The organism is Rhodococcoides trifolii, assembly GCF_014635345.1.
GTDB lineage: Bacteria > Actinomycetota > Actinomycetes > Mycobacteriales > Mycobacteriaceae > Rhodococcoides > Rhodococcoides trifolii.
In genome coordinates, this window is record NZ_BMCU01000002.1 from 667,715 (window position 1) to 680,923 (window position 13,209).

Below are 13,209 nucleotides of genomic sequence, written 5' to 3' on the forward strand. Positions count from 1 at the left end.
GTACGGTTCTCCCGTGAACAGCAGGCGCATCAAGGTGGCCGTCGTGTTCGGTGGTCGCAGCAACGAACATTCCGTGTCCTGCGTGTCCGCCGGCAGTGTGATGCGTTACCTCGACCCGAACAAGTACGACGTCGTTCCCGTGGGCATCACCCGAGGGGGCACGTGGGTCGTCGGCACGTCGGATCCCGCGGAGCTCACCATCCGCGATCGAACTCTGCCGTCGGTGCAGTCGTCGTCGCCGATCGCGTTGAGCGTGGATCCGGAGCGAGCAGGATCGATCTCCGTGGTCGACGACGGTGCCGCGGTCCAGCTGCTCTCGACCGTGGACGTGGTGTTTCCGGTGCTTCACGGCGCGTTCGGCGAGGACGGGACCATCCAGGGCATGCTCGAGGTGGCCGGAATTCCGTACGTAGGACCCGGGGTGCTGGCGAGCGCCGCGTCCATGGACAAGGAGTTCACGAAGAAGCTCCTCGCGGCCGACGGTCTCCCGATCGGAACTCAGGTCGTGCTCCGGGCCGGCACGGACACCGTGTCTCGGTCCGATCGCGAGCGGCTCGGGCTGCCGGCGTTCGTCAAACCTGCCCGCGGCGGGTCGTCGATCGGCATCACACGCATCACCTCCTGGGACGAGCTGCCCGCGGCCATTGCGGCGGCACGCGAACACGACCCGAAGGTCATCGTCGAGGCAGGCATCGTGGGGCGGGAAGTCGAGTGCGGTGTGCTCGAGTTCCCGAACGGGGACGTCCGCGCGAGTGTGGTGGCCGAGATCCGGATGATCGGCGCCGACGACGACTCAGGTGCGTTCTACGACTTCGACAGCAAGTACCTCGACGACGTCGTCGGGTTCGACATCCCCGCGAAGCTCGACGACGCCGTGAGCGACGAACTGCGCGACCTCGCGGTCCGCGCCTTCCGCGCGGTGGACTGTCAGGGGCTGGCGCGCATCGATTTCTTCGTCACCGACGACGGGCCTGTCATCAACGAGATCAACACGATGCCCGGGTTCACCTCGATCTCGATGTACCCGCGTATGTGGGAAGCGACTGGTGTGGACTACGCCGCGTTGGTCTCGACTCTGGTGGAGACGGCACTGGCGCGCGGCACCGGCCTGCGCTGAATCAGTTGATCGGATTCGGGTCGATCGGAGTCTCGGGCAGCGTCGCGGTCACCGCATCCGAAATCGATTGCAGCGGTGTGGGTCCGGAGTTGTCGGGAATGGTCACCGCCACGTAGACCTCGCGGTCGACGGCGTACCACGTGGACGACTGCAGGCCTTGGTCGGCGCCCGAAACCTGGAACCACTGGACGTCGTCGACGACGTTCAGCGGCGACGCCTGATCGAATTCGGTCGGACGATCGAGGCCGCACCGCAGGACGATCGGATCCGCAGCGTCCGACTGCCACGCCGCTGCGCCGGCGGGCGCAGGCTCGGCGAGCGCGGCTTTGGAGTAGTCGCCGTAGGACTCCGGAAGGGCGCCGAGCAACCTGCCGCACTGCGCGGATTCGGATTGCGGTGCGGGAACCGCCCCCACGACAACAGGCTCACGGACGGGCGTGCGGGTGGCGATCACCGCGGCGACGATCACACCCACCACCAGGGCGACAGGAAGCGCGATCGCCGTCGCGAGGAGCGCGGGATGCATGCCCGTTCGCGGATGGACCTGCGTCTCCTCGGCGACGGGTTCGTCGGGTGAGCTCACGGTCGGACCGGGGTCCCGGCCAGCTGGCAGGTGAGGGTGCGGGTGATGCCGTCGACCTTCTGGATCGCCGCGACGGCGTCGGCGAGTGCGGCGTCGGAATCCCCGGAGCACCGCACCACGACGTCGTAGGGTCCGATGACGTCCTCGGCCGACACCACCCCGTCGAGGGCCGAGATCTGCTGCGCGACGAGAGAGGCACGGCCGACCTCGGTCTGAATCAAGATGTACGCCTGCACCATGGTGCGCCCCTTCCCACTGAATTCTTCGTGCCAGAACAATATTCGTGCCACAGCAGTGTTAATGCCAGAGCCCGAACCTACCGCAGAGACATCGGGCTCTCCGCGCAGTGAGACGCTGGACCCACTGCGTTGTCCATCCGAAGAAGGAGCCTGCCATCGACGCACTCGATCCGTCGGTCACCGTCGCCGACATCGGTGAGTTCGCCCTCATCGACCGCAGCGTGCGCGGTCGCGTTCACCCACCGAGCACCCTGCTCGGTCCGGGTGACGATGCCGCGGTGGTCGCTGCACCCGACGGGCGCGTCGTGGCGACGACGGACATGCTGATGCAGGACAAGCATTTTCGGCTCGACTGGTCGTCACCACGTGACATCGGCCGCAAGGCCATCGCTCAGAACGGTGCCGACATCGCCGCCATGGGTGCACGGTGCACCGGATTTCTGGTCGCTCTCGGCTGCCCGTCGTCTCTCTCGGTGAGCGTGGTCGACGAGTTGAACGAGGGCATGTGGGAGGAAGCAGTGCGTGCGGGTGCCGCGGTCGTCGGGGGCGACGTGGTCGGATCGACCCAGCTGGTGATCTCGATCACCGCGCTCGGGGATCTCGAAGGTCGGCGCCCTGTGCTCAGATCCGGCGCTCGGCCGGGCGACGTCGTGGCATTGCGTGGCGACTCGGGCCGATCGGCGGCGGGACTGGCATTACTGGAAGCCGGTGACGTCCGCTTCCCGGAACTGATCCTCTCGCACCGGGTTCCACAGCCGCACTACGAATCCGGTCCTGCAGCGGCGATTGCCGGAGCAACGTCCATGGCGGACATCTCCGACGGGTTGGTGGCCGATCTGACGCATATCGCGGAGGCCTCAGGGGTCGATGTGGACCTGGATTCCGAAGTGCTCACCCCGTCCGACGAACTGAATTCTGCTGCAGAGAGTCTCGGATTGGACGCCCTGCAGTGGATTCTGACGGGCGGTGAGGATCACGCACTCGTCGGGACGTTCCCGTCGACCGCGACGCTGCCCGACGGATGGCGCCGCATCGGACGCGTCACCGGCGGCGGCGGGTCGGTGACCGTCGAGGGTCGGCCGGTGGAAGGAACGCCCGGGTGGACGAGCTTCTGACCGTGACCACCTGCCGCCTCGACGATCCGGACGTCCTCGAGATGATCGAGGAGGTGCAGCAGGAATACGTACGGCGGTACGGAGGTCCGGACGACACGCCACTGTTCGTCGGCGAGTTCGTTCCGCCCGCCGGTGTCATGTTCGTCGCCCGAATCGACGGACGTGCCGTCGGCATGGGTGGTTGGCGCGCACACGAGAACGACCGCGACGGCATCCTGGCCGGAGACGCCGAGATCAAGCGGATGTACGTACGTCCTACCGCGCAACGGCGGGGGATCGCACGGCGCGTACTGGGCGCCATCGAGGAGTCCGCGGCGCGCGCAGGCCGCCGACGCCTCATCCTCGAGACCGGCACGGCGCAACCGGAAGCGCTTGCTCTCTACGCATCGAACGGTTTCGACCCGATGGTCCCGAAGTTCGGGCACTACCGACACGAGGAATCGTCGGTCTGCATGGTGAAGGACCTGAGCGCGAGTCCGTGACGAACGGATGACAGGGTGAGTTGCATGACTGTCTACGCACTGGGTGACCGGGAACCCGACATCGACCCGAGCGCCTACGTCCACCCCGATGCCGTGGTGATCGGCGCCGTGACTCTCGCTGCGGGAGTGTCGATCTGGCCGGGTGCGGTACTTCGCGGCGACTACGGCACCATCACGGTCGGGGCGAATACCAACATTCAGGACGGGACGGTGGTGCACTGCACCCCCATCGATCCCACCACCATCGGCGCCGGCTGCGTGATCGGGCACAACGCCCACGTCGAGGGCGCGGACATCGGCGACGACTGCCTGATCGCGTCCGGTTCGGTGGTGCTGAACGGCGCCGTGATCGGCGCCGGGTCCATCGTCGGCGCCGGAGCCGTCGTTCCGTTCAAGTTCCAGGTGCCGGCGCGGCGAATGGCACTCGGGGTACCGGCTCGTGTGCGCGAAGGCTACGAGGTGCCCGAGGGTCACGTCGAGCTCAACGTGAAGATGTACGCCGCCAACGCCGCGTACTACCGCGACGCACTGAGGAAGGTCGCGGAATGACCGCCAAGCCGCTGCCCGACATCATCGAAACCGGTTGGGCCACCGCGCTCGAGCCCGTCGCCGCAAAGATCGCCGAGATGGGTGATTTCCTGCGGGAAGAGAATGCGTCGGGACGCGGGTACCTTCCCGCCGGCGCGAACGTGCTGCGCGCCTTCACTCGGCCCTTCGACGAGGTGCGTGTGCTGATCGTCGGACAAGACCCGTATCCGACGCCGGGACACGCTGTCGGACTGAGTTTCTCGGTGTCGCCGGAGACGCGCCCCGTGCCGCGCAGTCTCGCGAACATCTTCACCGAGTACTCCGCCGATCTCGGCTATCCGACCCCGACGTCGGGCGACCTCACGCCCTGGGCCGATCAGGGCGTGCTCCTGCTGAACAGAGTGCTGACGGTGACCCCCGGTCAGCCCGCGTCGCATCGGCGCAAGGGATGGGAAGCGGTCACGGAGTGCGCGATCGAAGCGTTGGTGAATCGCGAGGGTCGCGGTCTCGTCGCGGTGCTGTGGGGGAAGGACGCCTCGACCCTCAAACCGATGCTCGGAGACGTGCCGACGGTGGAATCGGCGCACCCCTCGCCACTGTCGGCGTCGCGCGGCTTCTTCGGCTCCCGCCCCTTCAGTGCGGTCAACGGGTTGCTCGACGAGCTCGGCGACGAGCCGGTGGAGTGGCGGTTGCCCTAGGCGGTCGATCGATCAGCGCGGAAAGTCCGGCCGGCGCTTCTCCACGAACGCGTCGACACCCTCGCGGCCCGTCGGCGATCCGGCGAGCGTCGAAATCGACACGGCTTCGGCTTCGAGCTGCTCGGCCAGCGAGTTGGTATCCGACTGCGCCAGCAGGCGTTTGGTTGCGCCGATGGTCTCCGCGGGTCCGGCAGCCAGTGAACGAGCAACGCGTTCGGCCTCGGAGACCACCACGTCGTCACCGACCAGGCGAGTGAGCAGCCCCAGCCGATGTGCCTCTTCGCCACCGAGAACGGTGTCCGAGAGCAGGATGTCTCGTGCGCGGCGCGGACCGACGATGCGTGGCAGGGCCCACGACATGCCTCCGTCCGGGGTGAAACCCAGCGCGGGGTAAGCGGGCCGGAACTTGGTGGAGCGGCTGCCGATAGCGATGTCCGCGTGGCAGACCAGACTCATCCCCGCTCCGGCGGCCCATCCGTGCACCCCGGCGACGACGGGCACGCCGACCGACTCGAGGGCGGCGACGAACTCGTGGAGGGTGTCGGCGGCGTCGCGAACGTATGTCGTCCGGTCCTCGGCGGCGGCAAAGGCCATCACGTTGCCGCCGGCACAGAAGTTGGCACCGGTCCCCACCAGCAGCACCGCGCCGACCTCGGATCCGGAGTTCTTCACCGCGTCGGTTCCCGCAGAGACGGCCTCGAAGTTCAGCGATGTGCCCGCGGCCGCCGTGGACACGGCAATTCGCAGAACGCCATCGGCGACGGAGACGAGCGGCTGTTCGGATGCAGTCATTCACGCACCATAAACGACACGAAACCCCGCCACCGTGAGGTGGCGGGGTTTCGTTGGTCTAGCAGATGCGCGGAACGTCAGCCCCGGACCACCTTGCCGGCCTTGAGGCACGACGTGCACACATTGAGCCGGCGGGTGTTGCCCGGCGCAACCTGCGCGCGAACGGTCTGGATGTTGGGGTTCCAGCGACGGTTGGTACGGCGGTGCGAGTGCGAAACCGACTTACCGAAGCCGGGTCCCTTGGCGCATAGGTCGCAGACGGCAGCCATAGTCGCGAACTCCTTGGTTTTCGAGGGGCGGATCGAGTACGTGTTACTTCTGCCCGACAGCGCACAGGTGACCGCACGCCGCGATGGGCAACCCTGCAAGGATAACGGGCCGCACCTCGAATGACCAAACCGGTGCACCCCGGGTCGTTGTCGGCGGCCCGGGGAATGCTGTCGGTGTGGCAACACTCACCGATCGGCTCGATCACCTGCTCGGCCGCAAGGCCTCGGAGCCGCTTTTCGACGCGTTCTCCATGGAGACGGTAGAAGACCTGCTTCGTCACTACCCGTTCCGGTACGTCAGTCAAGGGCAGGAGCTGGGTCAGTCCGACCCGGCCGACGGTGAGCACATCACGGTCATCGGCACCATCACGAAGGCGGACCTGGCGCCGATGCGGAACCGTCGTGGCCACATGCTCAAGGTTGCGCTCTCGTGCGCCGGTCAGACCGTGTCGGCCACCTTCTTCAACGGCCACAAGGTCAAGTACAACCTGCAGCCGGGTGTGAAGGTGATGTTCTCCGGAACGGTGAAGACGTTCGGCAGGTCGTGGTCGCTGAGTCACCCGAGCTATCTACTGGTGGACGAGACCGACGACAACGCCGTCGAGACGTCCGGTCGCGGCGGCGGAGACCTCGCGGGGATCGCGCGCGGCGCGAAGGACCAGTCCGGCGCGGTGGACATGACGATGTTCGAGTTGCCGTTCCTGCCGATGTACGCGGCAACCAAGGAGGTCGAGAGTTGGACCTTCCTGCGGTGCGTCCGACAGGTGATCGACCAACTCGACCTCGTCGAGGATCCGTTGCCGGAGACGTTGCGAGCCGAACGCGGCTTGATGGATCTCGACGACGCCCTACGTACCATTCACTTCCCGACGACGAAAGCCGAGATCGATCAGGCGCGGGAGCGGCTGCGGTTCGACGAAGCCGTCGCGTTGCAGCTGGTCCTCGCTGATCGTCGGCACGAGATGAAGGCGCGGGCCGCGCACCCGTGCACACCCGCGTCGGACGGCATCGCGGCGCGATTCGAACGCATGTTGCCGTTCGAGCTGACGGCCGGGCAGAAGGAAGTAGCCGGCGACATCGAGGTCGATCTCACGCAGCCGCATCCGATGAGCCGTCTGCTGCAGGGCGAAGTGGGATCGGGCAAGACCATCGTGGCGCTGCGGGCGATGCTCCAGGTCGTGGATGCGGGCTACCAGTGTGCGCTGCTTGCGCCCACCGAAGTGCTTGCCGCGCAGCACTATCGATCGCTGAAGATGCTGCTGGGTCCGCTGGCGTCGGCGGGGGAGTTGGGCGGCGACGACTCCGCGACGCGCATCGAACTGCTCACCGGGTCGCTCACGACAGCTGCCAAGCGCAAGACCTTGCTCGCGGCGGTCACGGGTGAGGCGGGCATCGTGATCGGGACGCACGCGCTCATCCAGGATCACGTGGAGTTCTTCGACCTCGGCATGGTGGTCGTCGACGAACAGCATCGCTTCGGTGTGGAGCAACGAGACGCGTTGCGAGCCAAGGCGCAAGAGGGAATCAGCCCCCACCTCCTGGTGATGACCGCCACTCCGATTCCGCGCACCATCGCGATGACCACCCTCGGTGATCTCGAGACGTCGACCCTGCGCGAGTTGCCTCGCGGGCGATCGCCGATCAAGACCAACGTGGTGTCGATCAAGGACAAGCCCGCGTGGGTTGCTCGTGCCTGGGCGCGGATCTCGGAGGAAGTGCAGCAGGGGCGGCAGGCGTATGTCGTCTGCTCGCGTATCGGCGATCCGGAGAAGGAAGCGGCCGAAGAGGAGAAACGGATCCAGGAGGGCAAACCGAAGAAGGAAGGCCCGCCGCCCGCCACGTCCGCTCTGGACATGTTCAAGGCGCTCGGTGAGGGCGCGCTCGCGCATCTGACGGTCGGCCTTCTGCACGGACGGTTGCCGTCCGACGAGAAGGACGGGGTGATGCAGGACTTCACGAACGGCGACATCGACGTGCTCGTCTGCACCACCGTCGTCGAAGTGGGTGTCGACGTGCCCAACGCCACGGTCATGGTGATTTCCGACGCCGAACGGTTCGGAGTCAGCCAACTGCATCAGTTGCGGGGTCGCATCGGCCGTGGTGGACACCAAGGTCTGTGCATTCTCGTGAGCCAACTCGCGGAGGCGTCGCCGACGATGGCGAGGTTGAACGCGGTTGCCGGAACCAACGACGGGTTCGAGTTGGCGCTGCTCGATCTGCGGACGAGGCGCGAGGGTGACGTGCTCGGCGCCGCGCAGTCCGGCAGCGTGCGGAATTTGAAGCTGCTGTCGTTGCTCGACCATCTGGACGTGATCGCGGAGGCCCAGACCTTCGCGCGTGCGGTCATCGAGGTTGATCCGCACCTGCACTCGCATCCGGGGCTCGCCGGCATGAAGAACGCGGCCATCGACGTCGACCGCCTGGATTTCCTCGACAAAAGTTAGTGCGCGATCCCAACAAGTGTTGAGTCTCTCCCGCAAATGCCGTGCCGCCAGGTACCTTTGACCGATGTTTTCCAAGGTGTTGGTCGCCAACCGTGGCGAGATCGCAATCAGAGCTTTCCGAGCTGCGTACGAACTGGGTGCGGGGACGGTGGCGGTGTTCCCGTTCGAGGACCGCAACTCGGTGCATCGGACCAAAGCCGACGAGGCGTACGAGATCGGCGAGCCCGGTCATCCGGTGCGTAACTACCTGTCGGTGGAGACGATCGTCGACGCGGCGGTGCGTGCGGGTGCGGATGCGATCTATCCCGGTTACGGCTTCTTGTCGGAGAACCCAGATCTTGCGGCGGCGTGCGCGCAGGCGGGTATCACCTTCGTCGGACCGTCCGCGGACGTGCTGGAGCTGACGGGTAACAAGGCCCGCGCCATTGCAGCGGCGAAAGCGGCGGGGCTGCCGGTGCTGTCGTCGTCGGAGCCGTCGTCGGATGTGGACGAGCTGATGACGGCGGCCGAGGGCATGACCTTCCCGGTGTTCGTCAAGGCCGTCGCGGGCGGCGGGGGGCGCGGGATGCGCCGGGTGGCGGAGATCTCGGATCTGCGTGAGGCTATCGAAGCGGCTGCGCGCGAGGCGGAGTCGGCGTTCGGCGATGCGACGGTGTTCCTCGAGCAGGCGGTGATCGAGCCGCGGCACATCGAGGTGCAGATTCTCGCCGATACCTCCGGCAACGTCATTCACCTGTTCGAGCGGGACTGCAGTGTGCAGCGCCGCCACCAGAAGGTGGTGGAGTTGGCGCCGGCGCCGAACCTCGATCCGGCTCTGCGGGAGAAGATCTGCGCGGATGCGGTCGCGTTCGCGAAGGAGATCGACTACTCCTGCGCCGGGACGGTGGAGTTCCTGGTCGACAAGAGCGGCAACCACGTGTTCATCGAGATGAACCCGCGGATCCAGGTCGAGCACACGGTCACCGAGGAGATCACCGACATCGATCTGGTGCAGTCGCAGTTGCGGATCGCCTCGGGTGAGTCGCTCGAGGATCTGGGACTTCGGCAGGAGGACATCAAGATTCGCGGTGCGGCGCTGCAGTGCCGCATCACCACCGAGGACCCGGCGAACGGGTTCCGCCCGGACACCGGGCGCATCACTGCCTACCGCACCCCGGGCGGCGCCGGTGTGCGTCTGGACGGCGGCACCACCACCGGGGCGGAGGTCTCGGCGTACTTCGACTCGATGCTCGTCAAGCTCACCTGCCGCGGCCGTACGTTCGAGGCGGCGGTCGCGAGGGCGCAGCGATCGTTGGCGGAGTTCCGCATTCGCGGTGTGTCGACGAACATCGGCTTCCTGCAAGGTCTGCTCGACGACCCGGACTTCCGTGCCGGTCGGGTGACGACATCGTTCATCGAAGAGCGGCCAGAGCTGCTGACGGCTCGGTCCTCGGGAGACCGCGGCACCAAGATCTTGTCCTACCTCGCGGACATCACGGTGAACAAGCCGAACGGGGAGCGCCCGTCGACGGTGTATCCGAAGGACAAGCTGCCCGAGCTCGACCTGAGCATTGCGCCGCCGCCGGGGAGCAAGCAGCGCTTGCTCGAGCTGGGGCCTGATGGTTTTGCGCGCGCGTTGCGGGAGCAGAAGGCTCTTGCGGTGACGGACACGACGTTCCGTGACGCGCATCAGTCCCTGTTGGCGACCCGGGTGCGCACGACCGGGTTGTTGGGGGTGGCGCCGCACGTGGCGCGGCTGACGCCGGAGTTGTTCTCCATCGAGGCGTGGGGCGGTGCGACATACGATGTGGCGCTGCGGTTCCTGCACGAGGACCCGTGGGAGCGGCTCGCGGCGCTTCGCGAGGCGGTACCGAACATCTGTCTGCAGATGCTCCTGCGCGGGCGCAACACGGTCGGCTACACCCCGTACCCGGAGAAGGTGACGACGGCGTTCGTCGCCGAGGCTGCATCCACCGGGGTGGACATTTTCCGGATCTTCGACGCGCTGAACAACATCGATCAGATGCGTCCGGCCATCGACGCGGTGCGCGAGACCGGCACCACCATCGCGGAAGTAGCGATGAGTTACACCGGTGACCTGTCGAACCCGGGGGAGAACCTCTACACCCTGGACTACTACCTGAAGCTGGCGGAGCAGATCGTCGACGCCGGGGCACACGTGTTGGCGATCAAGGACATGGCCGGGTTGCTGCGCGCCCCGGCGGCGACGACGTTGGTGACCGCGCTGCGCAAGAACTTCGATCTGCCGGTGCACGTGCACACCCACGACACCCCGGGTGGGCAGTTGGCGACGTACCTGGCGGCGTGGACGGCGGGCGCGGACGCCGTCGACGGTGCGTCCTCGCCGATGGCGGGCACCACGTCTCAGCCGGCGCTCTCGGCGATCGTCGCGGCGGCGGCGCACACCGAGCGCGACACGGGGCTGAGTCTGCAGGCCGTGTGCGACCTCGAGCCGTACTGGGAGGCGCTGCGAAAGGTGTACTCGCCCTTCGAGAGTGGGCTTCCCTCGCCCACGGGTCGGGTGTACACGCACGAAATTCCCGGTGGGCAGCTCTCGAACCTGCGCCAGCAGGCCATCGCGTTGGGGTTGGGGGACCGGTTCGAGTTGGTGGAGAAGGCGTACGCCGACGCCGACCGGTTGCTGGGCCGGTTGATCAAGGTCACCCCGTCCTCGAAGGTGGTCGGCGATCTGGCGTTGCACCTCGTCGGCGCGGAAGTGTCGGTCGAGGATTTCGCTGCCGATCCCGGCAAGTTCGACATCCCCGATTCGGTGATCGGGTTCCTGCGCGGGGACCTCGGTACCCCGGCGGGTGGGTGGCCGGAACCGTTCCGCGAGAAGGCGCTCGCCGGCCGCGGGGAGGGCCGGGGGGAGACACCGTTGTCCGGTGAGGACGAGAAGGCGCTCGACACCGGTGGTGAGGGCCGTCAGCAGACGCTGAACCGGTTGCTGTTCCCCGGTCCGGCGAAAGAACTCGCCGAGCATCGGGAGAAGTACGGAGACACCTCGTCGCTGTCGGCGAACCAGTTCTTCTACGGTCTGCGCCAAGGCGAGGAGCATCGGGTGCAGCTCGAGAAGGGTGTGGAGTTGCTCATCGGGCTCGAAGCGATCTCCGAGCCGGACGAGGCGGCGATGCGGACGGTGATGTGCATCCTGAACGGGCAACTGCGGCCGGTGTCGGTGCGTGATCGTTCCATCTCGGCGGACGCACCGGCGTCGGAGAAGGCGGACCGGTCGGACCCGTCGCATCTGGCGGCGCCGTTCGCCGGTGTGGTGACACTGGTTGCTGCGGAGGGTGATTCGGTTGCTGCGGGTGACACCGTCGCGACGATCGAGGCGATGAAGATGGAAGCGGCGATCACCGCACCCCGTAGTGGGCGGATCAGCCGCCTCGCCATCACTGGCATCGCGCAGGTCGAGGGCGGCGACCTCATCGCCGTCATCAGCGTCGGAGACACCACCGACCCGTCCTAGACGGGCCGGTGGTGCGGGCGGGTAGGCCGGAGGCCGGTCGAGTTCGGGCGGGGAGGCCGGTCGGATTTTGCGCGGGGAGGACCTACCAGCGTGCCGCAGCGGAGAAGCGGTTCGACGGGTCGACCTCGACTCGGATGCGTTCCAGTGCGGCGTAGGTGTTCTCGTCCCAGGCCGCGCGCACTCGGTCGGCAGCTGCTCCGGTCGGGGAACCGCCCATGTTCACGTATGCCGTGCCCCGACTCCACGGTGACAGCTGCTGCAGCAGACGGTCGATCGACGGAAGTACGGCCTCGGCGATCGGCGGAACGAGAACGCCGACGGCCATCACATGAAATGACGCGGACCGAATCCCGACAGCGTTGGGATGGTGCGGACGTCGGCTCAATGCGCCGCCCATGAGCCGGATCTCGGCAACGGCCAGCGGCATGTCCAGTACATCCAGGAAGAGATCGAGCGCGTCGTCGGTGAGGTCTTCGAGCGTCATCCCACGATCGATGCCGGGCATGGGATTCGTCGGATCCATGTGTATGGAGGCAAGGGCCTGGAACGGAATCTCGCCCACCGAATCGAGGATCGGCACCGCGAGCCTGCGCAGCGGTTCGACCGTGGCCAGGCCCGTCTCGATGTCCCCGACGTATGCCACCCGCAGGTGCAGCACCGTGCGGCCGCGCAACGGTTCGGGAAGTTCGGGCACGGGCGGAAGATGTAGCACAGCAACTGAAGTCGACACGTTGTCCGGTACGGTCGCGGTCCAGTCGCGCCACGCCCGCAGGACCGACGGTGCGTCGGCCGCGTCGAAGAAGAGTCCGCCGCCGACGATCGTGGCGACCGGGAACAGATCGATCACGATCTCGGTCACGATGCCGAACGCCGCTCCGCCGCCCCGCACCGCCCAGAACAGTTCCGCGTTCTCGGTGGGACTCACGTTCAGAACGGTGCCATCGCCGGTGACGAGTGTCAGACTGCGCACGTGATCGGCCGCGTAGCCGAAGGTGCGCCCGACCGGACTCAGGCCGCCGCCGAGGGTGTAGCCGACGACCCCGACCGTGGTCGAGGAGCCCGCTAGCGCCGCCAGGCCGTGCGGTGCGGCGGCATCGAGCACCGGTTGCCATCGCACGCCGGATCCGACCGTGGCCGTTCGTGCCACGGGATCGATGACGAGGGTGTCGAGCAGCCTGGTCGAGACGACGACCGTGTCGGATTCGGTGGAAGCTGCACTGTGTCCGGTGCAGCTCACCGCAACGCGAAGGCCGTGCTCGGCCGCGACACGAACGGCGGCAGCGACGTCCGCAGTGTCCGCGGCGACGACAACCGCAGCGGCCGCGTGCACGGCACTGAGGTTGAATCCGGTGAGCTCGTCGCGGTATTGGGGATCGAGTGGAGTCCAGACGGCGCCGGTGGTGGCGGTGTCCAGCTGGTGCGTCACTGCAGTGCGGGGAGAGGTCTCGTCGAGCATGGTCATCGCGGTGG

Annotated in this window: 12 protein-coding genes; 7 read left to right on the plus strand and 5 right to left on the minus strand. The window is 67.0% G+C overall.

From position 1 onward, the window contains the following. Nucleotides 1–13: 13 nt before the first annotated feature. Complete coding sequence (locus IEW02_RS10350; protein ID WP_188544703.1) at nt 14–1,117, plus strand: D-alanine--D-alanine ligase family protein; 1,104 nt, start codon at nt 14–16, stop codon at nt 1,115–1,117. Nucleotide 1,118: 1 nt separating this feature from the next. On the opposite strand, the gene IEW02_RS10355 is transcribed toward IEW02_RS10350, so the two are convergent. Beyond that, on the minus strand, nt 1,119–1,643 hold the full coding sequence (locus IEW02_RS10355) for a DUF3515 domain-containing protein (RefSeq protein WP_188545276.1): 525 nt from the start codon (nt 1,641–1,643) through the stop codon (nt 1,119–1,121). A gap of 53 nt (nt 1,644–1,696) precedes the next feature. Beyond that, complete coding sequence (locus tag IEW02_RS10360) at nt 1,697–1,939, minus strand: Lrp/AsnC ligand binding domain-containing protein (RefSeq protein WP_188545277.1); 243 nt, start codon at nt 1,937–1,939, stop codon at nt 1,697–1,699. 107 nt (nt 1,940–2,046) lie between these two features. Between IEW02_RS10360 and IEW02_RS10365 the strand changes: the two genes are divergently transcribed. Genes IEW02_RS10365 through IEW02_RS10380 form a run of 4 tightly spaced genes read left to right on the plus strand, consistent with a single transcriptional unit; the run spans nt 2,047 to nt 4,762 of the window. Continuing rightward, a complete protein-coding gene (locus tag IEW02_RS10365; protein WP_229745929.1) occupies nt 2,047–3,054 on the plus strand; it encodes a thiamine-phosphate kinase in 1,008 nt (335 codons plus the stop codon). Next, nucleotides 3,039–3,536: a GNAT family N-acetyltransferase gene (locus IEW02_RS10370; protein WP_229745930.1), complete on the plus strand. Its 498-nt coding sequence runs from the start codon at nt 3,039–3,041 to the stop codon at nt 3,534–3,536. Before IEW02_RS10365 ends, IEW02_RS10370 begins: the two co-directional genes overlap by 16 nt. A 24-nt stretch (nt 3,537–3,560) precedes the next feature. Beyond that, nucleotides 3,561–4,085, plus strand: coding sequence for a gamma carbonic anhydrase family protein (locus tag IEW02_RS10375; protein WP_188544705.1), 525 nt, complete (start codon nt 3,561–3,563; stop codon nt 4,083–4,085). Further along, nucleotides 4,082–4,762 carry a uracil-DNA glycosylase gene (locus IEW02_RS10380; protein ID WP_188544706.1) on the plus strand — a complete coding sequence of 227 codons (681 nt, stop codon included), beginning with the start codon at nt 4,082–4,084 and terminating at the stop codon, nt 4,760–4,762. Before IEW02_RS10375 ends, IEW02_RS10380 begins: the two co-directional genes overlap by 4 nt. Before the next feature lie 12 nt (nt 4,763–4,774). Here the strand turns inward: IEW02_RS10380 and IEW02_RS10385 are convergent, their stop codons facing one another. Together IEW02_RS10385 and rpmB are read right to left on the minus strand one after the other, a co-directional pair. Continuing rightward, entirely contained in the window at nt 4,775–5,554 is a 780-nt protein-coding gene (locus tag IEW02_RS10385; protein WP_188544707.1) for an enoyl-CoA hydratase/isomerase family protein, read from the minus strand. A 77-nt stretch (nt 5,555–5,631) separates the two neighbouring features. Then, complete coding sequence (gene rpmB / locus IEW02_RS10390) at nt 5,632–5,823, minus strand: 50S ribosomal protein L28 (protein WP_188544708.1); 192 nt, start codon at nt 5,821–5,823, stop codon at nt 5,632–5,634. A 176-nt stretch (nt 5,824–5,999) separates the two neighbouring features. On the opposite strand from rpmB, the gene recG reads away from it, so the two are divergent. Beyond that, nucleotides 6,000–8,267: an ATP-dependent DNA helicase RecG gene (gene recG / locus IEW02_RS10395; RefSeq protein ID WP_188544709.1), complete on the plus strand. Its 2,268-nt coding sequence runs from the start codon at nt 6,000–6,002 to the stop codon at nt 8,265–8,267. Between the two features lie 64 nt (nt 8,268–8,331). Further along, nucleotides 8,332–11,739, plus strand: coding sequence for a pyruvate carboxylase (locus IEW02_RS10400; protein WP_188544710.1), 3,408 nt, complete (start codon nt 8,332–8,334; stop codon nt 11,737–11,739). An 82-nt stretch (nt 11,740–11,821) separates the two neighbouring features. On the opposite strand, the gene IEW02_RS10405 is transcribed toward IEW02_RS10400, so the two are convergent. Next, nucleotides 11,822–13,201 (minus strand): FAD-binding oxidoreductase, encoded by a 1,380-nt coding sequence (locus tag IEW02_RS10405; protein WP_188544711.1) that lies wholly within the window; start codon nt 13,199–13,201, stop codon nt 11,822–11,824. Between the last annotated feature and the right edge of the window lie 8 nt (nt 13,202–13,209).